Genomic DNA, 22,983 nt, shown 5'->3' with positions numbered 1-22,983 from the left:
TAATGCCATCCGGTTTACAATTACGGGAAGCGGCTCGCAAGCTCAAGCGGGCGCAGCATTGAGCGCTTCTTGTGCTGATGCGATTGCATCCGTTGGAGAATATTGTCCAAGGTTTGCAATGCCTTCACAATGTGTTCCCCTTTGTTCAGCATCACGCACTCTGCGCGCTGGCTAGTCACTGCATCGGAGACTTCGGCGCGGGACGCCAGTCCGTCTTTTGCAACGCCCTCCAGAACCTGGGTGGCCCAAATCACCTGCACATGAGCAGCCTCGCAAATCCAAAGAATCTGTTCCTGAACCTCTGCCAACCGCTCGAATCCGCACTCGATAGCCAGGTCGCCGCGAGCGATCATCACACCGTCACATGGAGTGCGCATCGATGCCACCAATAAGGATGGAAGCTGTTCGAACGCTCCACGAGTTTCAATCTTTAGGACGATGCCAAGGTGCTCCCCACCCAATACATGAAGTCGCGCCTCCAATTCATCGACATCATCAGCGTCCCGCACAAACGAATATCCAACGATATCAGCATGAGCGGCGACAAATGGAAGATCTCTGATGTCCTTCTCGGTCAAGGCAGGCAGTCGCAGGGTGCTGTCCGGCAAATTGATTCCCTTGTCTGCCCTCAGTTTCTCCCCGCACTCCCGTGCCTGGGTGATTCGGACAGTTACTTGCTGTGACTCCACCAGCTCGATAACACCTCCAATTTTTCCGTCATTGAACCAGATGGTCTCCCCTGCCCGAACATCCGCAAAGATGGTCGGCAGCGTACGGCCAATTTGGGCGGGCATAATTTCTTTGTTGTCGACATCCAATTGCGCCGGCCGCCCGGCGACCTTATCGTGTGTCAGGATTAGTGTGTCGCCAACATTGAGAATCAAAACCTGCTCCTGTGACGGTAGCGGCCCCAATTTTGTTTTTCGGCATCCTTTGGTATCTCGTTGCTTTTTCTTGCCCACCCTTTGCCGAAGTGTCGTTCCAGGTGTGACGTAGGCCGTGCGAACCGCCTCCGCCCAACGACATTGACCGACTGACTCAACAACACGAATCTCGCAGCGTAATCCTCGCTGGTCGTCAAAGACGATCCGATCACCGACAGTCAATCGGTCCAGCCAGGAGACTTGGACCGGCAAGCAGGCGTCTGCCGGTGAGGGGGCGGCGGACGCCTGTTTTTCAGGAAACATCCAAATTCTTGCAGGAGCCGTTACCTGGCCGAGTAGATTTCGTCGAGGGCTCCACTTGATGACTTGATCTCCAGGTTCAATGGGTCCCGTCCGTAATTTGGGGTCAGCGAGATCCATCAGTACGCGACATTTCCGGCCAAAGGATTGCTCCGCGTCACGCAGATGTCCGATCATGCGTTTCCATGCGGAAGCATCGTCGTGGGCACAGTTGATTCGCATGCAGTCCATGCCGTTTGCCAACAATTGCTCGACTAGCCTAGGATCGTCGGCCGCTTCAGTCGGCATGGTCACCATGATTCGAGCATTTCGCTTCGCTGGCGGAGGTCCTAGCAGGGCTTCGGTGTGCTGCTTCAGCAGCATCCTACCCTCTTCGAAGCCGTTGATCGGGGCCGGGGCTTTGCACTCAGGCACGGGTATCTGAGCTAATCGATGCAAGGCCTCCAGCACCTTGTTGACGCTGGTCAGTACGTGCGACTCCGTTCGTCCCAGCGACGAAAGCCCAAGGGCGGAAAGTCGTTCCTGAATGGGACGCATTTCACGACGTCGCAGTGCAAGGTAGTGAAATAAGTTGCGTGCACTCTGTAGGTACGCCGAATGAATGCGTGCAGCTTTCTGAAGCCCCAGTGCCTCCAGATCGAGCATTTGTGTAAACGACGGTCGAATAGTGCAGCGCGCGGCGGAGCCGATGGTCGGTCGAAAAGTGCAGCGCTAGCCCTGCTCGTGAGAATCCGTAAGGCAGATTTGAGGCTTCCCAGCGTCTCAAGCCTTACGATCCGCGAGCGTAGCCCATGCTGCGAGATATGCATAACTGGACCGAAATCCGTCGTCTTGTCCTGACCGAGAAGAAATCCAAACGAGCGGTTTGCAGGGAATTTTCCCTTCACTGGCAGACCCTCGAAAAGATCCTGCAGCACCCTGAGCCGCCCGGTTATCGACAACGTCTGCCCCGGGAGCGGCCCAAACTCGATCCGTTCCTGCCGATCATCCACGAGATCCTGGAGCAGGACAAAACGGCGCCCCGCAAGCAGCGCCACACCACTAAACGGATCTTCGACCGCCTGCGTGCCGAGCATGGCTACACCGGCGGGATCACGGTGGTCGGCGAGGTCGTGCGGGAGTGGCGAACGACCACGGCGGAGGTGTTCTTACCCTTGTCGCATCAACCGGGCGAAGCCCAGTTCGACTTCGGCGAAGCGGAGGTGGTGCTGCAAGGCATGCCGACGAAAGTCGCGTACTGCGTCATGTCGTTGCCGTACAGCGACGCGTTCTTCGTGCAGGTCTTTCCTCGCGAATGCACCGAGACGTTTCAAGCGGGCCATCAGCGGGCCTTTGAGTTCTTCGGCGGCGTGCCCCGCCGGATCAGCTACGACAACAGCCGGATTGCTGTGGCCCGGTTCGTGGGGAAACGGGGTGACACGCCGACGCGTGAGTTCCTACGGCTGCAGAGTCATTATCTGTTTGAGCATCACTTCTGCCTGGTGCGACGGCCGATGGAGAAGGGGCATACGGAGAACCTCATCGGTTTCGCGCGGCGGAACTTCCTGGTGCCGGTACCACGGACCGGCAGCCTGGAAGTGCTGAATGCCGAACTCGAGCGGCAGTGCTGTGAAGATCTGGAACGCCAGTTACGCGGACAACCGGCGAACAAAGCCACGTTGTTGGCAGAGGAGCAGGCTGCGTTGTTGCCGCTGCCGAAGTCGGGCTTTGAAGCGCGGCGAGTCGAACCGGCCCAGGCCAACTCTCTTTCCTTGGTTCGCTTCGACGGCAACGATTACTCGGTGCCGACGCAGTATGCTCATCAGAAAGTGACCGCAATTGGCGGCCTGGAGGAAGTTCGGCTGGTCGTTAACGACAAGTTGGTTGCCCAGCATCCACGCGACTGGTCGAAGGAGCAGGTCCATTACAACCCGCTGCATTACCTGGCACTCTTGGAGCGGAAGCCAGGGGGCTTGGACTTCGCGAAACCCCTGGAAAACTGGGGCTTGCCGGACTGTTTCGATCTCCTCCGGCGGCGTCTGGAAGCAGATGGCGGCGCACACGGCCGCCGGGAGTTCATCAAAACCTTGCGGCTGCTGGAGACTATCTCGCTGGCTGCATTAACTGCGGCGATTGAGCGGGCACTGGAGATCGACGTTCTGGCCGTCGATGCGATTCGGCTGCTCGTGCAGCAGGGACTGGAAGAGCCGACGCGGTGGTTTCGGCTGGACAATCATCCGCATCTGCAGTCGCACTCGATCCCTCCTCCCAATCTCCTGTCTTACCGTGAACTGACCTGCGCGCTGACGACGGGAGGTGTGTTATGAAATCTCTCGAAACCAAAAGCACGGTGCTGCTCAAGCATCACTTGAAGGCCCTACGGTTGCCGTCGTTCCTGGAGGGCTGCGAGAAAACGGCCCAGCGGTGTGCGACGGAGAACGTCGATCATCTGGGCTTTCTGCTGCAACTGTGTGAGCTGGAGTTACTCAACCGTGAGAAGCGTGCCAGCGAGCGGCGGCTCAAGTCAGCGCGCTTTCCCAACCTGAAATCGCCTGGTGATTTCGACTTCGCCGCCCAGCCCTCGCTCAATCGCGTGCTGGTGGCAGAACTACTGCGGTGCGAGTTCGTGGAACGCCGCGAGTCGGTGATCTTTCTCGGGCATCCGGGCACGGGGAAGACGCACCTGGCCATCGCGCTTGGCATTGCCGCCTGTCAGCGGGGCAAACGGGTCCGCTTCTGCCGCGTGACGGAACTGATCACGCAACTTATGGAAGCCCGAGAAGAACGGACGCTGCTGCGGATGAAGTCGTCACTAGCCAAGTTCGATCTGCTGATCCTCGATGAGCTGGGTTACGTCCCCGCCAGTAAGCTGGGCGCGGAGTTGCTCTTCGAGGTCATCAGTAGCGCTTACGAACGCCAATCGTTGATCGTGACCACCAATCTGCCGTTCGAGCAATGGACCGAAGTCCTGGGCAGCGAGCGCCTGACCGGCGCCGTGCTCGATCGGCTGACACACCGCTGCCACATCCTCGAATCGACCGGCGAAAGTTATCGCTTGCAAGACGCGCGGCGCCGCCGCAAAGGATCGCGCCCGAAACCGGCGACCTCATCCTTGTCACCCGCCGATGAAACGGCAGAATCCTAGCCGTCGTTACAACCGTCGCAATCCTTCCTCCTCCGGAGGAGGAAGGATTCTTACTGGAATGCCCCAACACCCTGATTTAGACTGAGACCCTTCCCCACCTCAGCGCCACACTTTTCAACCGCCGCGCGCTGCACTATTCGACCGTCGTTTACAATTTGCTGGCGGATCGCGCTGAGTTCATGGATCAGACTTTCGGGTTCGGGCGTTTGATGAGTCACCGCGGCACCTGCCATAGATTGTTGCACCGACGGTTGCCGGTTCGACGGGCACACAGCTTCGCATCCCTGTTCTTTGAACAGCGTTACGGTCGCATTTGGGGCGGAACGGGAGAAATCCACCGAACTGGGTCGGTTCGTTTCGTCTTTAGGATTTTCGTTAGTCATGGTCTTTCTCCTTTAGCGTTTCATAGTTCAAGTCGCGCATGGACTTGTTCGCTTTGCCTACCATCACTTGTGTAGTTCCACGGCCGGCACGACCGGAAAACTCACGGCATTCGCGATGCACCACAGCCACAGCTAACGGTCATCTCTGCCGGTCAACATCTGCTCCACATCATCAGCCCACCGAGCAACTTCCTGAACACTGCGGCGAATGTCTTCCGGCTCGCAAGTGGCCTGCAAATAGCTGTTGAGCATCACAAAATGGGGCTCGCCGTCGATGTCCTGAATCGCTAGTGATCCATGCGGCATCGTGGCATTGAACTCCAATGCGCGCCGGAAATAGGTCTCGTCGATCGGCGCGCAAACACTGTAAATGCGAATCAATCGCGACTCGCCCAACTGTGCGGGACAGACTTCGATGTGGACGCGTTGGCTGCGGCCCTCCGCGAGTCGCATCGTTGCCACGATGAGGCGGTCACTGGACGTAAAATCCACGCTTAGTTCGGCCAGCGCCTTGGTAACAAGAGTGGGAAAGTCGCGCATTCCACTGAACACTCGCTGCATTTCGCTCAACAGGGCAACACTGTCTTGGAACCGATCCTGCGGGTTCTTGGCTAGGCACTGGGCGGTTATCGCCACCACCTCTGCGGGAATGTCTTTGCGAAATAATCGTGGATCTGGAATCGGTTGATCGGCATGCGATTGGGCCAGTCCCGCAATCGTTTCGTGGATAAATGGAAAACGGCCCGTTAAGGCGTAGAAGTAAGAAACGCCGACCGCATAAACATCGCTCTGCTGGTTGGCGTGCTCCCCTTTGAAAAGTTCTGGTGCCATGAATTGGGGCGTACCCGTCAAACTGCCGTCTCGCGTCGCAGGTTCTCTGGAAAGCTTCTTAGCGAGACCAAAGTCGGCAAGCTTTGCGGTCCCATCCGACCGTACCAAAATATTGGCGGGCTTAAAATCACGATGCGCCAGACCCTGGCGGTGCGCAGCAGCCAAGGCCGAACAGGATTGCAGGAAATACCTGGTCACTTCCATGAGCGGCAGTGAAGATTGTTCTGAAATGAGTTGCTCCAACGAGCAGCCTGGTACGTATTCCATCTCGATGAAGTGGTGTGATTCCAACTCGCCCACATTGTGGATCGCGACGATGTGGGGGTGCACCAGGGATGCGGCGGCACGGGCTTCCGCCATGAACAAGTCCAACGAATCGGCTTGGCGACCTAGAAGTTCTGGGCAAAGCACCTTAATCGCACAGGGACGGTGCAAAGTGTTGTGCCGGGCCAGAAACACCCAAGCCATGCCCCCTTTCCCCAAGAGCGATTCGATATCGTAAAGTCCGATGCTTCGGCCAAGTAAACGTTCGGGGAACCCCTCGGCGCCAGGCATGCGAGCTACACAGTCGCCAATTGAAGATAGATCAGTCAGGTCCAAGGTTGGTGCGGAGTGCTCGCCTGATATTGGCCGGCCACAACCTGGGCAAGCGTGATCAACAACAGTTGCGAAAACGATCCTCCTGCATTGTGGGCAATAACGCTCCAGGTTACTCAAGATCGCCTCTCGTCTTCTACGCCTAGAATGAGCATTGCTCACACTGAAATTGGTATCTAATTTGAAGGAATCAAAATGAAGAGTTCTTTGCCATCTCGTTCGCAACGGTCTCCGGTTGTTCATCGTTCGGGATTCCTCCCTCTTCAGGCGTGGGAAGGGACCGAGATCTCGTGAGTTCCATCCGCTTCTCGTGCCCAGCATCGCGGCGGCCAAAAAATAGTTTCGACAATTCGACACAAAACATCGGCACACAGGACAAACCTACGATTACCAGCCACTCGCTCCCCGTTGGATAGGCCTCAATGCCGAACACGGGATGTAGAAAGGGAACGAGAACGATACCGATTTGCAGCACGAAAGAGACGCCGATCGCCGCCAGCAGCGTCGGGTTTGACGCGAAACCCAGCGTCAGGAGCGGTACGTGCCAACTGCGGCACGACAGCGAGTAGCTTAATTGCGCGAAGGCGAGGATGCAGAAAGCAACCACCCGCGAGTCGGCTAGTTTGGCGGCGTCTCCCTGATAGACAATCCAAAAACCCGCCAAAGCGGACAGGGCGGAGAGTCCGCCATGCGCGAGGAGCAATAGTCCTTGCCTCCAGTCGATGAGGGGAGCGGATGCAGCGCGAGGTTGATGATCCATGGTGCCGCGTTCGGGCGGTTCCACGCCCAGACCCAGCGCAGGCAACCCATCGGTAACAAGATTCAACCAGAGCAACTGCACGGCCAACAGCGGGTTGGGCCAGCCCAACACGGCGGCGACGAACATAAAGATGATCTTGCCCGCGTTGCCGGCCAAGAGGTAATGAATGAACTTCTGAATGTTGTCAAAAATGCCTCGACCTTCCTCCACCGCATTGACAATGGTGGCGAAATTGTCGTCAGCCAAGACCATTGTAGAGGCCTCTTTAGTCACGTCCGTCCCTGTCATTCCCATCGCGATCCCGATATCCGACGCCTTTACCGCGGGCGCATCGTTGACGCCGTCACCGGTCATGGCCACTATATTTCCTTGCGACCGGAGCAGCCGGACAAGTCTCAGCTTATGCTCCGCAGTCACGCGGGCAAACACCGCGACTTTTGCAAGCTGGGCTGCCAGTCGATCATCCGACAATTGATCCAGCTCGCGCCCGGTGATCGCCTTCTGGTCTTCGCGTGCGATGCCAAGCTCCCGCGCGATGGCCAACGCCGTGGAAGGATGATCGCCTGTGATCATGATCGGGCGGATGCCGGCGGAGCGACAATGAGCGACGGCGACGCGCACCTCATCCCGCGGCGGGTCAATCATGCCGACGAAGCCGGCAAACACTAAGTCACGTTCTACTTCTACACCTTTGGTCGCATCCACGTCTTCGCGATAAGCGACCGCCAGTACACGCAACGCTCGGGCTGCCATTTCGTCGGCGATCTCGAGCAATTGTCGACGATCAGCCGCAGTGAATGGAGCGGTTTGTCCGTTTCGCTGAATCTCGATGCATTTGTCGAGAACGACTTCCGGAGCACCTTTCAGGCAGATCAACCGAGGGCGATTGGGCGGAGCGACAACAACTGACATCGCCTTGCGGTCGGAATCAAAAGGGATTTCGTGGAGTAGCTCTCCTCGACTGGACGATTCCAGACCCGCTTTCCGAGCCAAAACGACGAGCGCCGCCTCGGTCGGGTCGCCAACCACATGCCAGCGATCACTGGCATCGGAAGCCGGCACAACGCGGGCGTGATTGCACCAAGCCGCCACTTCCAAGGCTCGCAGCAAGTCAGGTTGGTTTTCGGGAGCGATCGACCGCGCTGTTCGCAAAGAGCTAAATTCGCCAGTTGGACCGTAACCGGCTCCCGAAACAGCATAGCCAGTGGCCGATGTATGAACCTCGCGGACTGTCATTTCATTGCGAGTAAGCGTTCCCGTCTTGTCCGAACAAATGACATTTACAGAACCGAGAGTTTCTACGCTCGCCAGTTTGCGGATAATTGCATTGCGACGCACCAAGCGTTCCAGCCCCACCGCCAGCGTAATCGTTACCGCCGCCGGAAGACCTTCTGGTATGGCAGCCACCGCTAAGCTGACCGCTAGATGCAGCGTCTCCAAAAACTGGCCGCCTCGTGCCAGTTGTAATGCGAAGATGATGCCGACCAGCGCCACACAGAGCAGCACCAGCCCACGGCCGAGTGCAGCTAGTCTCCTTTGCAGCGGAGTCTGTTCCGTGTTCTGTCGTGCGAGCAGTTGAGCGATGCGACCGAGTTCCGTCTCCATACCCGTCGCTACCACCACCGCTCCGGCCTTCCCAGTAGCGATCACCGATCCTTGAAAAAGCATGTTGCGACGGTCACCAAGCGGTGTCTCCGGGGCTAGAACTGCGGAAGGATCTTTGTCGATAGGCGTCGACTCGCCCGTTAGTGCTGCTTCCGATGATTGCAAACCGAATCCATCCACGAGCCGGGCATCTGCCGGAACATGATCCCCCGCTTCCACTTCGATGCGATCGCCGGGGACTAGGTCACGCGCAGCCACGTTGCAAAGTTGACCGTCGCGGAACACTTTCGCCGTTGGCGCGGATAGCTTTTGCAACGCGCCGAGAGCACGCTCTGCCTTGCGTTGTTGAAAAACCCCCAGCACCGAGTTCAACACCACAATTGCCAGTATCGCCCCGGTATCGATCCACTCGCCAAGTAGTGCTGCAATGACCGCGGCTACCAAGAGAAGTCCCACCACGATCTCTTGCAACTGTGCCACGAACTGCCGCCAGAGAGGTACCGCTGGCCTGTCGGTCAGCGCGTTCGGGCCATATATGTCTTGCCGCTGTTTCACCTCGCTTTCGGTAAGCCCTAACCGCGCATCGCTACCCAGAATGGATAGAACCTCAACAGCAGATTGGGAGTGTGAGGTCTCGAAAGTAGTGGCTGGAGCGATGGACGTTGTTGACATTTGCGAAGTTTTCCGAATTCCTGTTTCGATCAGTATCCGAGCTCGTGCAACCGCGCCTATCAACTATCCGAAGTCAAATAGTTCGCTCCAAAAGGACTCGCGTCTTTTGGGGTAGTTCTCCGAGTGTTTGGGCGGTGAATCATGCGGCGCCGTACGGTTTTCGCGAGGCCTGTAATCGTCGTCGTCATGGCGTTCGCGTGAACCCTGTTCACGGCTTGCATGCTCTAAAAGCTTGTCCAACTCGCCTCGGTCAAGCCATATACCTCGACAGCTTGGGCAGTAATCGATCTCCACTTCCTTTCGTTCACTCATTCGAAGCTCAGTTGCACAGTTTGGGCACTTCATAATTCAGTCCTTATTCACGTTTTGACACCAACCGTCACAGTCGTGGAGTTAAGTTGTCGCACTTATTTTCAAAGGCAGGAGTGATCTGCCCCGTTCGCTTAAAGGTCGAGCAAGAACTCTGCCTCTTGGCGATCGATCGTTCCATCAGCAGAAATAAGCTCTTTTATTGACTTCACTTCATGCCCCTCAATCTTTCCGTTGGCCAAAATCTGCATGCCCAGCGTGCGAAAGTCATTCTTCATTCAGTTCGGCCTTTCCGTTGTCGAGAAATCTAGTGATGTGAAGGCTTGCGGATTGTTATTCGATCATGTCTGACAGGGAAATCTCATGCCACCGCACGACAATCTCATTGGCTAGGAGCGGGCACACCGACAAATTCATGAACTCATGTTGGGCCAGCTGTTTGGCGTAATACGAAGCGGCAAAACCGTGCAGCACGATACCCGCATTTGTAGAGACCAGCCGCAAATCACGAACACGTCCGTTCAGGCGTGATTGCAAGCAAGCTTCAAGCTGCTTGACGGACACTCGCTCGTCTTCATCTTGTCGCCCGTCTATTGCCGGCTGATTCATGGCGACAGGTCCAGCTGATCAAGCGACGGCACGTGAAGTGAATTCTCTTCGCCGCCGTGGCTATCGACCAACTCGTGTGTTTCATTGATGAGCAACAAGGAATTGGATGCAGGACATTTCATTGGGTTAGCTCCTGACAGAGGGTAATGTTGTATGGGGTTCATATAGCACCTGGATCAATCCATCATTCGTCCGCAAGCGACGAATACGGTCCTGAGTGGGCGGATGCGTGGAGAACCAACTGACCGCCCCGCGACCTATCATTGGATTGACGATGAATAGACTCGCGGTGGCCAGAGAGAGTTCGGGTTCAACACGACTGGTTTGCCCGCTAGCCAAAGAAAGTTTTTCTAAAGCCCTAGCGAGACCTTCCGGGTCCCCCGTGATTTCGGCAGCTATTGTATCCGCGACATATTCTCGCGAGCGCGAGATCCCGAGCTGCACTAACGTCGCCCCAAGCGGTGCGTAGAACGCAAACATCAAGCAGTTCCACGGCGAGGACCGTTCTTTGTCATCACTGTTGCTCAAATTGAAGAAGGCAGTGAACTGCAGTCCGTGGGCGACATAGCCAATTGCGGCGGTAAGTGTTGCAGCCACCGAAGCGATTAGGATGTCACGATTTCGAATGTGAGCAATTTCGTGTGCGATGACGCCTCGCAGCTCACGTCCACTGAGTACGCGGAGCAACCCTTCGGTAACGGCGACCACTCCCTTCTCGGGATTTCGACCAGTGGCAAAGGCGTTCGCATAGGAACCTTGGATCAAACAGACCCGTGGCTTCGGAATGCCTGCTCGTTGCGAGACATCGTCAACAATGCGATGAAGCACTGGAAACTCTTCGCGAGCAACCTCTTTTGCTCCATGCATCGCAAGGATGATACGATCAGAGAAGTAGTAGCTGCCGACGTTGATCGCAATCGCCACAATTGATAGACCGATCAGCCATACCGGCCCTAACGCGAAACCAATGGCGATGAGCATCGCAGACAACAGGCCGAGCAGCAGAATAGTCTTGATTTGATTAACCATGCTAATGATCCCCGGAGTTCTGAGCGCTGATGTTCACTTGCGAAGGATTACCCGCCGGACATGCTGCCAGCGCCGCTGCGAGAACGCCTTCTGGTGAATTTACGCTGCGTGACTTGACTGGCTCGCTCTAACACTCGGCCGATTAGTGGAGCCAACTCCGCATCGCGGTCCTCGATCACTACACTGGGTTGTCGCCGTAGATGGACTACCAGCCGACAGACCTTGTCAACTCCGCCCTTCTGACCGTTGGCGTCTTGCAAATACACGTTCACGCGATTGATGCTGCGGCCAAAGTGACTTAGGACTGACTCCAGGCGCGAGTGGAGCGTCAAACGGTAGTTCTCCGAAAGTTCCAGGCCATTCGAGTAAACGAAGACTTTCATTTTCAATTCCCTTTGGTGAGTTAAACGACGACTCGTCTCTTTCAGATAATACGGCTGCTGCCGCTCGATAAAGATTGAAACTACAATGCGAAAGCGTTGAGTTTTTCAAACTGTTGCCATGCTCGCGAGGTTGCGATGGACTGGCTGAATTACCACCATTTACTCTACTTTTGGGTCGTCGCGCACGAAGGCAGCGTGAGCCGCGCCAGCGAAGTTATGCACGTAACGCCGGCGACTGTAAGCATCCAAATCCGTGAGTTGGAGAAGGCCTTGGGGGTTCGTTTGTTTCGCAAGGCCGGGCGGGGACTGGTGCTTACCGAGATGGGCGAGGCCGTGTACCGATATGCAAGCGAAATCTTCGCGATGGGGCGGGAGCTCATCGATATGGTGCGGGGGAGACCGTTGGGCCAACCGTTGCTGTTTCGCGTTGGCATCAAAGACGTGATGCCTAAAGTTGTCGCCTACAAGCTGATCGAACCCACGCTCAACATGCCGGAGCAAGTGCGTTTAGTTTGTCGGGAGGGGGACTTTTCAGGGCTCGTGGCCGACTTGGCCGTGCACCGATTAGACGTGGTTCTCTCGGACACACCACTCGATCCAAATTTGAAGGTCCGGGCGTTCTCGCATTTGCTGGGAGAATCTGAGGTGGTCATATTGGGAGAACGAAAGCTTGCGCAGCGGCTTAAAGAGAATTTCCCCGACTCACTTGATCGTGCACCCTGGTTATTGCCGACGGATAACAACGTGCTTCGCCGGTCGCTTGATCTGTGGTTTGCCGACCACAATTTTCATCCGGTAATCCGGGGGGAGTTCGAGGATAGTGCGATGCTGAAAATCGCGGGCAAAGCAGGTGTCGGTGTATTTGCGGTCGCTGCAGCTATTCGTAGCGAAGTAGAAACGATGTATGGGGTCGAACTGATCGGCAAGATTCCCTCTATCAAAGAGCGGTTCTATGCGATCTCAGCCGAGCGCAAGCTAAAGCATCCGGGCGTCGTGGCTATTTCTGAGGCTGCTCGCAAGAGGTTGCAGTAAAGGGCAGTGAACTCGGGGACTTCCTATCCCATTTGATCCACTTCTAAACTGCATCGAGTGCTTGGAACTCGCCCGTTTCCTCGTTGTAACGTGAAAAAGTATCGCTTTCGACATTGTAGAACAGCCCGTGAAGTGTCAATTCGCCGTTCTCGATCTGGCGATCGAGAAGGCTCCTCTCGGAGGATTTGCAGTTGGTTCAACAATGCAGTCCTGCAGAGCTGGTTCAGCCCAATTGAGCGTCGCACGCGATCCAGCAATGCCTGCTTGCCAACTGTCCGTTCGCCTTCCCTCCTTGCCGAGTGGCCACAAATCACAAGGTCGCGAGCGCGCCAGCGGATGATCGTATTCTCCAAATCACTGCTCGTACTGAGTTCGAGTTCGCGTTCCCCTTTCCATAAGCCGGCAGGCATAGGGAGAATGACGGCCGAGTCGATCTTTTGAATCCTGGCGATTGCGCGATTCATTGCAACATCCGACCATACGAGCCAAAGACTGCGTGCCTGCGTGACAGCCGCAGAATTGCGGCAGTAGTGGCGAGGAATACAAAACAGTCGGCCTCGCGAGAGATCTTGTGGTTTCTTCATCGTTCCTGCCCTTTTATCATTCATTTTCGTTTATCGGTAATTTGGATTGAACAGACTAGCCCAACCTCTGATGCTGTGACGGTGAAGCAGAGCCACCTCCGAGCCCACGTTGCAAGCATTGCTCAATCTCTGCTACGCATTGCTCTAGTGGCCATTCATGGCTTGGAATAATGAGGTCGGCATCCACAGGGATTTCGTAAGGTGAGGTGACACCCGGAAAACTGACGATTTCGCCACGATCGGCAGCCCCGTAGCGGCCCGATGCGTCACGTACGCGACAAACTTCCAGCGGAGCCGTCAAATGAACGTGAAACAGGCGGTCGGTGCCGATCACCTGCTTGGCCTTGGCTCGAATCGTGGCATCAGGAGCCACAAAGGCGGCGATACAGATCAAGCCTGCTTCATTCACGAGCCGCGCAATTTCTGCAGCACGGCGTAGGTTTTCGGATCGTTCTTCCGTGGAAAATCCTAAGTCACGGCTGATCCCGTGTCTTAGATTCTGCCCATCGAGAACCATGACCGCGCGCCCAGCCGCGAACAGTTGCTTTTCTAACGCGCAAGCAATGGTCGTTTTCCCGGAACCGCTTAAGCCCGTGATTAAGACGGTAAGAGGTGAATGGCCGAATCGCTCGCGACGCGAGTCAGCGGAGACTTGGCTGGGCGCAAACTCCAACCGATTGCTCCGTAGTCTGCTTGACCAGGCATCGGATCGATGCGAGTCCGTGGCAGGATCGAGAATCATTCCGGCCGCAACCGTTTCGTGGGATACACGATCAACGAGCACGAATGCGCCAGTCTTCCGATTCTCCTGATAAGGGTCGTGCATCACCGGATCATGAACAGCAAGTTGGCAGCGGCCGATTTCGTTAAGCTTGAGTGTCGCTGCTCCGACTTTCTGAAGCGAGTTTACGTCAATACGGTGGGACACCACTTGAACCTCGGCACGAGACCGGCGAGTCGTCTGCTTGAACCAGTAGGACTTACCTGGCAACAGCGATTGCTCCGACATCCACACCAGCTGTGCTTCGAGTTGCCTGCCGACGCGTGGTAAGTTGCCGGGATGCACAATCATATCCCCTCGCGACACATCGATCTCATCCTCCAGAGTCAACGTCACCGCCGAACCGGTGACGGCTCGCAGAAGTTCACCATCGAAAGTAACAATGGAGTGCACGCGGCTCCGTTTCTGGGCGGGTAACACAATCACTTCGTCGCCGACCCGCACGCTGCCTGAAACTACTGTGCCGCTATAACCGCGAAAACTTGAGTCCGGTCGGTTGACTCGCTGCACTGGGAATCGCAAATCCTGACAGGCCTTGCTTGCGTGAAGTTGGGTGTTTTCCAGGATTTGCAACAGTGGGTTCCCAGCGTATCACGGCATGTTCGGACTTAGTTTGGTTACGTTATCGCCGAGCAAGCCGGAGAGAGGCACGAACTGAATTTCGGGAATCTTTAATTCTTGGGAAAATTCACGATAAGCAAGGCAAATGCTGTCGAAAACTTCCCGTCGAAAATAGACGAGATCCATCTTATTGACGGCGAGGATCACGTGCGGCACGCCGAGCAACGCCACGATAAAGCTATGTCGCCGAGTCTGGGTTAACAAACCTTTGCGGGCGTCGACGAGAATAATCGCCAGATCGGCGGTTGAGGCCGCCGTCGCCATGTTACGCGTATATTGTTCATGGCCGGGCGCGTCCGCAATGATGAATTTTCGCTTTGCGGTATGGCAATATCGATACGCTACATCAATGGTAATCCCCTGCTGACGCTCGTCCTCAAGACCATCAAGCAACAATGCCGGATCAAATGGAAACTTGGTGGTTCCATGCTTTGCGGTGTCCTGCTGCAAGGCCACCAACTGGTCGTCGTAGACGGCACCTGTCTCAAGCAACAACCGCCCGATCAGCGTACTCTTACCATCATCAACACTTCCGCAAGTCATGAACCGCAATAGTTGCTTGACGCGATGCGCTTCGAGGAAGTCGCGAGTATCACCTATCGTTTCCAGGGGCTGAGTTTCGATCATGGCAAATGAGCTTTCCTTCGTGGTCTAGAAGTAACCTTCACGTTTTTTGCGTTCCATGGCGGCGTTTTCATCTCGATCAATCGTGCGTCCTTGGCGTTCGGACAGCCGCGTGGTCAAGAGTTCGTGAACAATTTCAAGCACATTCGTAGCTTGTGAGACAACCGCGCCCGTCACCGGATAACAGCCCAACGTGCGGAATCGCACTTGTTTCAATTCTGGCTTTTCACTTTCCACCAACCTCATCCGGTCGTCATCGACCATGATCAAGTTACCGTCACGCTCGACGATCGGCCGGGATTTGGCAAAATAGAGCGGGACGATCGGAATACTCTCGAGTTCGATGTATTGCCAAACATCCAGTTCGGTCCAGTTCGAGAGCGGGAAGACGCGAATGCCCTGGCTGCGATGAACCCAGGTGTTGTACAGGTCCCAGAGCTCCGGCCGTTGGTTTTTTGGATCCCAGCGGTGCTGCTGATCCCGGAATGAGAAGATGCGTTCCTTGGCACGCGATCGTTCCTCATCTCGTCGCCCGCCACCAATCGCCGCGTCAAACTGATACTTGTCGAGGGCCTGTTTGAGCGGCTGAGTGCGCATGATATCGGTGTAAACCGGACTGCTGAAATCGAAGGGGTTGACACCGTCTCGGATACCGTCCTCATTCAGGTGAACAATAAGATCAAGCCCCAGTTCTCGACGAACGTACGATTCGCGAAGTTCGATCATTTCGCGAAACTCCCAAGTAGAATCGATGTGCAGCAGCGGAAACGGAGGCTTGTCCGGAAAAAAAGCCTTCCTGGCTAAATGCAGCATCACGCTGGAGTCCTTGCCAATGGAATAGAGCAACACCGGACGTTCGAACGACTCCGCCACTTCACGCAAGATGTAAATGCTTTCGGCTTCCAGTTGACGCAGATGGGTCATGCGTTCCGACAAGGTGTCGGAGTCGACTAAGACTGATTCAGGTTGGTTGACAATCGAGTTCATAAGCAAATTCCTGCGAGTTGTAATTCCTGTCATCGGCAAGTTTTTGTCAAGGCCAGCGACTTTAACCTTCTGGACCTTGCCGGCACAATCGAAGATAAAGTAGTTGGGGGGGGGTACGCGCGAAGCGAAGGGTGCGTCGAACCATCATTTATCTCACAATTCAATCCGCACCGGAGTGACTATTCCGCTTCCCAAGTCATAGACTCCGCCAGCCACCTGCAGCTTTTTGTCCCGCAGCAGGCGTCCAATTACGGGCGACGACTCGGCGATGAGTTGAGCCTGATTGCGAACGTTCTCTTCAATCGAGCGCCGCAAATCGCCTTTGCCGGCTTTCACGGCAGGACGAATGTGCTGAAAGAGTCCGCTGATCTGCCCTGGGACTTCTTCCGCTTGGAGCGTAGCGGAGACAGCGCCGCAGTTCGTGTGTCCAAGCACGTAGAGCACCTTCGCACCGAGCACTAACGTGCCGAATTCCAAACTGCCGATGATTTCGCTGGAGGCGACATTGCCGGCGATGCGGGTCACAAACAAATCGCCGAAGCCCTGATCGAAGACGATTTCAATCGGAACTCGAGAATCGGCGCATCCGAGAAATGCCGCATAGGGTGCCTGACGCGGTGCCACCGCCCGGACTCGTTCGATGTCACGATGCGCGGCGAGTGATTTGCCGTCGGCAAAGCGCTGATTGCCTCCGTACAACATCTCAAGCGCCGCTTGTGGCGATTCCTGCATGGGCTGTTCAGCCGCCTGAACGGGGCGATCCGAAATGCCGCTCCAAGCTGCCACGGCTGTGCAAACGCCAGCCGCAGCCAGCCCAAAATTACAACGCGATGCCAGTTCCGATGGCAGCGGTTGAACAACGGGTTGTTGTGACCAGCGCCTAAACATAGTGATCTCCTCGGATGATTCGGACTTGGGAAACAAAGGCGATAATGGCGTAGTGGGGAAAGTAGTCCGCGGCAAGCCGCGAAAGGAGATCGTCGGCAATCTGCGGCGTTGTGATGGTTTCAATCCGGATATTTTCGCCTGGCATATCGCCCGAGCGAATGTGCCGGGGACCTTCTCCCTCGGCGGCTGAAATGGTGTAGCCCTTGGCACCGGCCCGCGTAATTTCTTCGATGAGCCGTTCGCGGAGGACCGCTTCGCCGATGATGGTTAGTAGCGGTAAAGCATGCGTTTCCATTGCGAAATCTCCAGAGTTAGCCATGCAGTTGCTGAGCCAGAAAGTAATACAAAGGAATGCCCGCCAGCAGATTGAAGGGAAAGGTGATGGCGAGCGCAGCGGTCAGGGAGAAAGTAGGGTTCGCTTGTGGCAGCGTCATCCGCACAGCAGGCGGAGCCGCGATATAGGAAGCGCTCGCCGCCATGGTCCCCAGCACTGCGGTGCCACCAATCGACAAGCCCGCCCAGTGTCCAAGCAGGACCCCGAGAGTGCCGTGGACGATGGGCAGCAGAATTCCAAAGGCCAGCAGAAAGGGGCCGGCACGTCGCAGGTCGCCCAGTCGAGAGCCCGCGACAATCCCCATTTCCAGCAGAAACAGGACCAGCGCGCCTTTGAACATCCCTTCGAAGAAAGGCTTAATAGGTTCATAGCCCTTGCCTCCCATGCAGAAGCCCACGACCAGGCCTCCGACCAGCAGAATCATCGACCGTGAAGTGAGCACTTCGTGCAACACGTGAGACATGGGCCGAGGCTCACTGTGTTCGGAGTTTTGGGGCCCCGCACTCGAAGTTTCAGCGCGACTGGTCCGCGCGGAACGGACAGTTGCCTGTGACTTTGCTGCTGACTCCCGAGCTAGCTGTAAGGCTCCGATGCCAATCGCAATGTGAATACCCGGGCTTTCCAGCAAGGTGAGGAGTGTTGGCATGAAGCCTTCCGCAGGCGTGCCAGCCGCGGCGACAAACTGCTGAGCGGCGATGAAAGTGACCGCCGAAACGGAGCCATAGTGGGCAGCGATTCCCGCTGCGTCGGCAATGCCGAACTTGCCGATTCGACGAAGCACAAGATAGGCAATGATTGGGGTGATGCAACCGAGGGCAAGCGTCACCAGGATCGGCCAAAGTAGTGTGTCGAACGAGCTATGCGACAGTTCAACGCGTCCCTTGAGGCCTAGGGCCAGCAGCAAGTAAATTGAAATCGCAGCGTAGATGTCGCGTGGCATGCTCAGCTCGCTCTTCACGAGTCGCGCCAGGATGCCCAGAGCGAATGCCAGCGTAAACGGTGACCTCAAGTTCTGTAAAAGCGTTTCGACCACCCCGGCATCCTCGGTATTATGATTCGCGAAATGTGTTTCGTGAATCTTGTATCCAGTCATCTCGGTTGCCACAAGGCCCGCTCATGAAGAAAAACAAGAAAACCGCCGCCTCATCCTCTTCCATCGGAACCGTTGCTGCGCCGTGGACGTTTTTGACGAATCACACCCACGTACTGTGGTGCATTTATCAAGAGCCGGAGATTCGTCTTCGAGACGTAGCAGACCGCGTAGGAATTACCGAGCGAATGGTGCAGAAAATCGTGGCGGAACTTGCCGAGGCGCGATGCCTTAAGGTCGAAAAAAAAGGTCGACGAAACGTCTATCATCTGCAGGTCGAGCAGCCCTTGCGACATCCACTTGAGGCTCACTGCTCAGTGGGCCAGATCCTCGAACTGCTTCATCAATCCAAACGAAATTCGCGGGGCTGAGTGCCGGATCGCCACTCGCGGTTTTTGAGCAGATACCGCGACTCATGAGCGTCGCCAACCTGAATGCAATCGAGCATTTCACCGGCGAAAAATAAAAACGTCACCAACGATAGCTTCCAGCTGCCAAAGAAGCCGGAAGTGCGAGTTCTGCCGGAGCGTCCTCTTTGGGGCTCACTTTTTTCGTGGAATTCCCTCGCTCGAAAACGTCTCCGCAAGGACTTCACTTTTCTATGTGAAAGACGTGCGACTTTGCCGCATGCGAGATCTCCAGCACAGCCGAGTTCTTCAAGCGGCGTTCGACTGAAATGGCATAGTAGCGCTCGCGGACCTGATCGATACGACCGACAACTTTCACGGAATATTGCCGACAGACTTCCGCTTCGATTGCGGATGGTCCTGGAAATAGGCCAATGCCTTCCTGCCCGAATACCTTCATCAGCGCGGTGTCCTGAAACTCACCGGTGACAAGGGGATGGATCTGCTGCTCGTCCAGCCACTGATCCAGCGCGCGACGTGTCAATGTCTGTGACCCGGGCAGCAGCAACGGCGCGCCATTCAGAGACTGGGGAAAACCTTTCTTGTACGCTTGGCGCAACTTCGCTGTGCCAAAAATACTCACCCCGCATTCGCCCAGCAAGTGACTAAATGCTTTGATTGGGCTACCCGCACTGAGCGGCGCATCGCTGAGGATGACGTCGAGCTCAAATGCGACCAACCCCTTCAATAAATCCTCTAAATGCCCTTCACGACAAACTAGCTTGACTGGCTCAGGAAGCTTGAGTGCCGGCAACAGAAGGCGGTAGACCATCAGTTTGGCGACTACGTCCGAGATTCCGACGGATAGCCGGTGAGGCCCGGCAGGTCTGCCTCGAGCAACTTCGGTAAGCTCGTTACCCAGCGTAAAAATCTCATCCGCATAGCGCTTGATCGTTCGGCCCAGATCGGTCAGTTGCAGTCCACGCCCTTTTCGTTCGAAGAGTTCACCGCCCAGGCTCCGCTCGAGTTGCTGCAACTGCGTCGAAATCGTCGGCTGCGAAAGGTGAAGTACCTCGCAGGCGCGTACGATACTCCCTTCCCGCGCCACGACCCAGAAATAATGCAAGTGATGGTAGTTGAGCCATTCCGACGACATATTTGTATTTTCAATGAATCGAGTAAAGTTTTATCTGTTTGTCAAATTATAGTCGGCGATTGAAGATCGCAAGTGCCGTGAACGTCTGTTTCAGCTCTAGATCTGATTCACCAGCTTAACGGTAATCTGCAAATCACCGTTAAGTGCAAAGTAGTGTGCTTCCCAAGTTCAAGCGGTAGTGCTCCGCTCGGTCGCTCTTGTGTTGGCTCGTATGAAAGGGGAGATTATGACGATTCGTTTGCTGATTGCCGACGATCACGAGGTAATTCGCGCGGGCGTCAAATCGATGCTTGAGGGCTCCAATATCCAAGTGATCGCCGAGGTTTGCGGCGGTAACCAGGCAGTTGAGCAGGTGGTCAAGCATCGCCCGGATGTCGTACTCCTTGATGTACGCATGCCGGAAAGCGATGGTCTGCAAACTCTCGAACGGATCATCGATCGAAGCCCGCGAACCAAAGTGGTGATGTTCACCGGCCATGACAATTCAACGTACATAGCTCGTGCTGTCGCGCTTGGAGCGGCCGGTTATCTTCTGAAGGATTCGTCACGTGATATCGTGATCGGGGCAATCGATCGAGCTCATACCGGCTTGCCACCTGTCCCTGAAAGCTTACTTGGACGCATGCGGGATAAAATGGCTCGTCGCCGCCCGACTTATGAAGAAGATATCCCGCTTACTAACCGCGAAGTGCAAGTTTTGCGGCACGTGGCGCTAGGTCTCAGCAATCGCGAAATTGGAAAATCGCTGGAAATCAGCATTGAAACCGTGAAAGAGCATGTGCAAAATACCTTGCGAAAGCTCGACGCGGGCGACCGAACCGAAGCTGCTGTTTGGGCTGTGAAAAAGGGTTTGGTTTAATCCAGCACCCGTTCGCAAGAAAAGGTGCATTCTGGGGATTCGTAAAGTGTGGAGATGTTTCTCTTGCGAAAGAGGTGCCATAACTCTCAACAGAAATGCAGTTCGTGGGACGCGAACCAAGTCTTCCTTGACCCAGAAAATTCGCCTGCACAAACATCCCTTCAATCCTGACGGACCAACGTAACTGAGTCGCCAGGTCGAAACATCGATATTTTCGATGTTTCAGCACGTGTTTTATCTGTTTGCCTAATCATGTGGTTTGACCGAAGATTGTATAGTGCGCCTCAGGGGGTTCTGTCCGAAGAAAGCACTGAATCTCGGGCGGGTCGGCCGGTTTATTCAGGCTGATTTGGTTTTTCTTAAGAAGTATGCGGTTGGGGAAACTCAGATAGGGATTGGCCGATCATGGGCTCGCCAGTGTCATCACAAGCACACCACTTGACCCCACTTCAACGTCTGATTTCGTTGCTTCGTCCCGAGGCGACGGACATCGCCGTTGTGGTTCTCTTTTCTGTCGTAGTCGGCATTCTGTCTCTCGCCATGCCGATCACCGTGGAAGCGCTGGTCAACACCGTCGCGTTTGGACGCTACCTGCAACCACTGTTCATCCTGGCAATGATGCTGTTCACGTTTCTGGGCTTTGCGGCGATTCTGAAAGGACTGCAGACCTACATCTCGGAAGTGATTCAGAGGCGGATTTTTGTCCGGGTTGTCGCTTATTTGGCCGAACGGATACCCCGCGTCAATCGCGATGCCTTTGCCAAGGGACACGGTCCGGAACTGTTGAATCGCTTTTTTGAAGTGATCACAGTGCAGAAGTCGGGAGCCCTGTTGGTGCTCGACGGAATCACGATCGTGATCACCGCCTTTATCGGCATGATTGTGCTGGCGTTTTACCATCCCTTCTTACTGGGATTCAACCTGGTGTTGGTGGCTGCAGTGCTCTTCGCTGTCTTTGCTCTCGGTCGTGGTGCAGTTAGCTCTGCCATCGAGGAGTCGTACAAAAAGTACGCCGTTGCTGCGTGGTTACAGCAGCTCGCGTTGTATCCGACGACGTTCAAACTGGGGGGCGGTTTGCCACAGGCAATGGAGAAGGCTGACGAGCTCACGGTTGCTTATCTCGAAGCACGTCAGTCCCATTTTCACGTTTTGTTTCGACAGATTATTTTCACCCTCGGATTGCAGGCGATTGCTGCGGCCTGCTTGTTGGGCATCGGCGGCTTCCTCGTAATCAATGGGCAATTGACGCTGGGACAACTCGTGGCGTCCGAATTGATCGTGGCAGTCGTTGTGGGTTCGTTTGCCAAGTTGGGAAAGCACATGGAGAGTTACTATGACCTGCTCGCTGCCTGCGACAAGCTAGGGCATTTGTTCGATCTTCCCACCGAACGTAGCGAGGGAATTACGCCACCCCGGCACCGCTTGGGAGCGAGAGTGCAATTGCATGGCGTAGAACTCGAACTCGGTAAGGCTCAATGCTCTCCAGCGTTAACCATGACCATCGAAGCGGGTGAGCGTGTGGCCATTACCGGCCCCGCGGGAAGCGGCAAGAGTTCGATCCTCGAAATGCTTTACGCCTCGCAGGAACCATCGCATGGATACGTGGAATTCGATTCTCTGGATTTGCGATCCGTCGCCCCGCAAAGGTTGCGAGAGCAGGTCGCGCTCGTACACTCCATCGAAATTCTTGAAGGAACCATTGCTGAAAACATCCACTTACACCGCGACAGCGTTAACCACCAGCAGGTTCGCAGTGCACTAGAAGCGGTCGGCTTGTGGAATGAGATCATGGCTCTTGAAGGGGGACTTGAAGCTCGCGTGCCGCTGGGTGGTGGGACGATTTCGAACAGTCAGGCAATTCGGCTGATGCTAGCGCGGGCGATCGCGGGCCGGCCGAGGTTGATCCTCATTGATTCGATTCTGGATCAACTTTCCGAAATCCATCTGCGATTTGTGTTTGACGCAATTGCGACACCCGATCGTTCGTGCACGGTGATTCTCGTCACCAGCCGCGAGAGTCTGTTTGAACTCTGTGACCGTACGATTCCACTTCAGCCAGCAAAAGATCCCAATTCACTCGCTAACAACAATCTGTTGTCGGCTCCGCAGTCGTTGCCCCGCCTTAATCTTGTTTCCCTTTAACGATCCAAACAATGACTGCGATTACAAATCCCAGGGTTAACTCCTTCGCCCA

General features: G+C 55.5%; 23 protein-coding genes. 6 read left to right on the top strand and 17 right to left on the bottom strand.

The window, feature by feature from the left end; genetic code table 11:
- Positions 1–20: 20 nt before the first annotated feature.
- Positions 21–1,829, bottom strand: a complete 1,809-nt coding sequence (locus ETAA8_RS21095; RefSeq protein WP_145092920.1) for a pyruvate kinase — start codon at positions 1,827–1,829, stop codon at positions 21–23.
- A gap of 146 nt (positions 1,830–1,975) precedes the next feature.
- Between ETAA8_RS21095 and istA the strand changes: the two genes are divergently transcribed.
- Together istA and istB are read left to right on the top strand one after the other, a co-directional pair.
- Entirely contained in the window at positions 1,976–3,490 is a 1,515-nt protein-coding gene (gene istA, locus ETAA8_RS21090) for an IS21 family transposase (RefSeq protein ID WP_145086469.1), read from the top strand.
- Complete coding sequence (gene istB, locus ETAA8_RS21085; RefSeq protein ID WP_145086466.1) at positions 3,487–4,308, top strand: IS21-like element helper ATPase IstB; 822 nt, start codon at positions 3,487–3,489, stop codon at positions 4,306–4,308. Before istA ends, istB begins: the two co-directional genes overlap by 4 nt.
- A 50-nt stretch (positions 4,309–4,358) precedes the next feature.
- Here istB and ETAA8_RS21080 read toward each other — a convergent pair whose 3' ends face one another.
- From ETAA8_RS21080 to ETAA8_RS21050, 9 genes are all read right to left on the bottom strand, one after another.
- Positions 4,359–4,691 carry a hypothetical protein gene (locus ETAA8_RS21080; protein ID WP_145092917.1) on the bottom strand — a complete coding sequence of 111 codons (333 nt, stop codon included), beginning with the start codon at positions 4,689–4,691 and terminating at the stop codon, positions 4,359–4,361.
- A gap of 132 nt (positions 4,692–4,823) precedes the next feature.
- On the bottom strand, positions 4,824–6,077 hold the full coding sequence (locus tag ETAA8_RS21075) for a serine/threonine-protein kinase (protein ID WP_261343648.1): 1,254 nt from the start codon (positions 6,075–6,077) through the stop codon (positions 4,824–4,826).
- A 232-nt stretch (positions 6,078–6,309) separates the two neighbouring features.
- Positions 6,310–9,156: a cation-translocating P-type ATPase gene (locus ETAA8_RS21070; protein WP_145092913.1), complete on the bottom strand. Its 2,847-nt coding sequence runs from the start codon at positions 9,154–9,156 to the stop codon at positions 6,310–6,312.
- Positions 9,157–9,219: 63 nt separating this feature from the next.
- Complete coding sequence (locus tag ETAA8_RS35960; protein ID WP_145092910.1) at positions 9,220–9,501, bottom strand: TFIIB-type zinc ribbon-containing protein; 282 nt, start codon at positions 9,499–9,501, stop codon at positions 9,220–9,222.
- Positions 9,502–9,599: 98 nt separating this feature from the next.
- Positions 9,600–9,743 carry a hypothetical protein gene (locus ETAA8_RS34815; RefSeq protein ID WP_202921147.1) on the bottom strand — a complete coding sequence of 48 codons (144 nt, stop codon included), beginning with the start codon at positions 9,741–9,743 and terminating at the stop codon, positions 9,600–9,602.
- A 55-nt stretch (positions 9,744–9,798) separates the two neighbouring features.
- Positions 9,799–10,074 (bottom strand): hypothetical protein, encoded by a 276-nt coding sequence (locus tag ETAA8_RS21060; RefSeq protein WP_145092907.1) that lies wholly within the window; start codon positions 10,072–10,074, stop codon positions 9,799–9,801.
- A complete protein-coding gene (locus ETAA8_RS35660) occupies positions 10,071–10,196 on the bottom strand; it encodes a hypothetical protein (RefSeq protein WP_261343576.1) in 126 nt (41 codons plus the stop codon). Before ETAA8_RS35660 ends, ETAA8_RS21060 begins: the two co-directional genes overlap by 4 nt.
- 4 nt (positions 10,197–10,200) lie before the next feature.
- A complete protein-coding gene (locus ETAA8_RS21055; protein WP_145092904.1) occupies positions 10,201–11,103 on the bottom strand; it encodes a zinc metalloprotease HtpX in 903 nt (300 codons plus the stop codon).
- Between the two features lie 47 nt (positions 11,104–11,150).
- A complete protein-coding gene (locus ETAA8_RS21050; RefSeq protein ID WP_145092901.1) occupies positions 11,151–11,486 on the bottom strand; it encodes a hypothetical protein in 336 nt (111 codons plus the stop codon).
- 135 nt (positions 11,487–11,621) lie between these two features.
- Here ETAA8_RS21050 and nhaR (ETAA8_RS21045) point away from each other — a divergent pair, with 135 nt between their 5' ends.
- Positions 11,622–12,518 (top strand): transcriptional activator NhaR, encoded by an 897-nt coding sequence (gene nhaR / locus ETAA8_RS21045; RefSeq protein WP_145092898.1) that lies wholly within the window; start codon positions 11,622–11,624, stop codon positions 12,516–12,518.
- Positions 12,519–13,157: 639 nt separating this feature from the next.
- Here nhaR (ETAA8_RS21045) and cysC read toward each other — a convergent pair.
- The 6 genes from cysC to ETAA8_RS21020 all read right to left on the bottom strand — a co-directional run bounded on the left by cysC (position 13,158) and on the right by ETAA8_RS21020 (position 18,430).
- Positions 13,158–14,276 (bottom strand): adenylyl-sulfate kinase, encoded by a 1,119-nt coding sequence (gene cysC / locus ETAA8_RS35375; protein ID WP_238397455.1) that lies wholly within the window; start codon positions 14,274–14,276, stop codon positions 13,158–13,160.
- A 198-nt stretch (positions 14,277–14,474) separates the two neighbouring features.
- On the bottom strand, positions 14,475–15,131 hold the full coding sequence (locus ETAA8_RS35370; RefSeq protein ID WP_238397453.1) for a GTP-binding protein: 657 nt from the start codon (positions 15,129–15,131) through the stop codon (positions 14,475–14,477).
- A 24-nt stretch (positions 15,132–15,155) separates the two neighbouring features.
- Positions 15,156–16,115 carry a sulfate adenylyltransferase subunit CysD gene (cysD, locus tag ETAA8_RS21035; protein WP_145092895.1) on the bottom strand — a complete coding sequence of 320 codons (960 nt, stop codon included), beginning with the start codon at positions 16,113–16,115 and terminating at the stop codon, positions 15,156–15,158.
- A gap of 153 nt (positions 16,116–16,268) precedes the next feature.
- Positions 16,269–17,003, bottom strand: coding sequence for a carbonic anhydrase (locus ETAA8_RS21030; RefSeq protein ID WP_202921146.1), 735 nt, complete (start codon positions 17,001–17,003; stop codon positions 16,269–16,271).
- Entirely contained in the window at positions 16,996–17,298 is a 303-nt protein-coding gene (locus ETAA8_RS21025; RefSeq protein ID WP_145092892.1) for a P-II family nitrogen regulator, read from the bottom strand. Before ETAA8_RS21025 ends, ETAA8_RS21030 begins: the two co-directional genes overlap by 8 nt.
- Positions 17,299–17,314: 16 nt before the next feature.
- Positions 17,315–18,430 (bottom strand): sodium-dependent bicarbonate transport family permease, encoded by a 1,116-nt coding sequence (locus tag ETAA8_RS21020; RefSeq protein WP_261343647.1) that lies wholly within the window; start codon positions 18,428–18,430, stop codon positions 17,315–17,317.
- A 23-nt stretch (positions 18,431–18,453) separates the two neighbouring features.
- On the opposite strand from ETAA8_RS21020, the gene ETAA8_RS21015 reads away from it, so the two are divergent.
- Complete coding sequence (locus tag ETAA8_RS21015; RefSeq protein ID WP_145092886.1) at positions 18,454–18,798, top strand: helix-turn-helix transcriptional regulator; 345 nt, start codon at positions 18,454–18,456, stop codon at positions 18,796–18,798.
- Positions 18,799–19,018: 220 nt separating this feature from the next.
- On the opposite strand, the gene nhaR (ETAA8_RS21010) is transcribed toward ETAA8_RS21015, so the two are convergent.
- On the bottom strand, positions 19,019–19,930 hold the full coding sequence (gene nhaR, locus ETAA8_RS21010) for a transcriptional activator NhaR (protein WP_145092883.1): 912 nt from the start codon (positions 19,928–19,930) through the stop codon (positions 19,019–19,021).
- 226 nt (positions 19,931–20,156) lie between these two features.
- Here nhaR (ETAA8_RS21010) and ETAA8_RS21005 point away from each other — a divergent pair, with 226 nt between their 5' ends.
- Positions 20,157–20,789 carry a response regulator gene (locus ETAA8_RS21005; protein ID WP_145092880.1) on the top strand — a complete coding sequence of 211 codons (633 nt, stop codon included), beginning with the start codon at positions 20,157–20,159 and terminating at the stop codon, positions 20,787–20,789.
- Positions 20,790–21,227: 438 nt separating this feature from the next.
- The gene (locus ETAA8_RS21000) at positions 21,228–22,931 is read left to right on the top strand and encodes a peptidase domain-containing ABC transporter (protein WP_238397449.1); all 1,704 of its coding nucleotides are present in this window, start codon (positions 21,228–21,230) and stop codon (positions 22,929–22,931) included.
- Positions 22,932–22,983: the final 52 nt, after the last annotated feature.

This window comes from Anatilimnocola aggregata, assembly GCF_007747655.1.
Taxonomy (GTDB): Bacteria; Planctomycetota; Planctomycetia; order Pirellulales; family Pirellulaceae; genus Anatilimnocola; species Anatilimnocola aggregata.
This window is presented reverse-complemented; position numbering and strand designations above follow the sequence as displayed.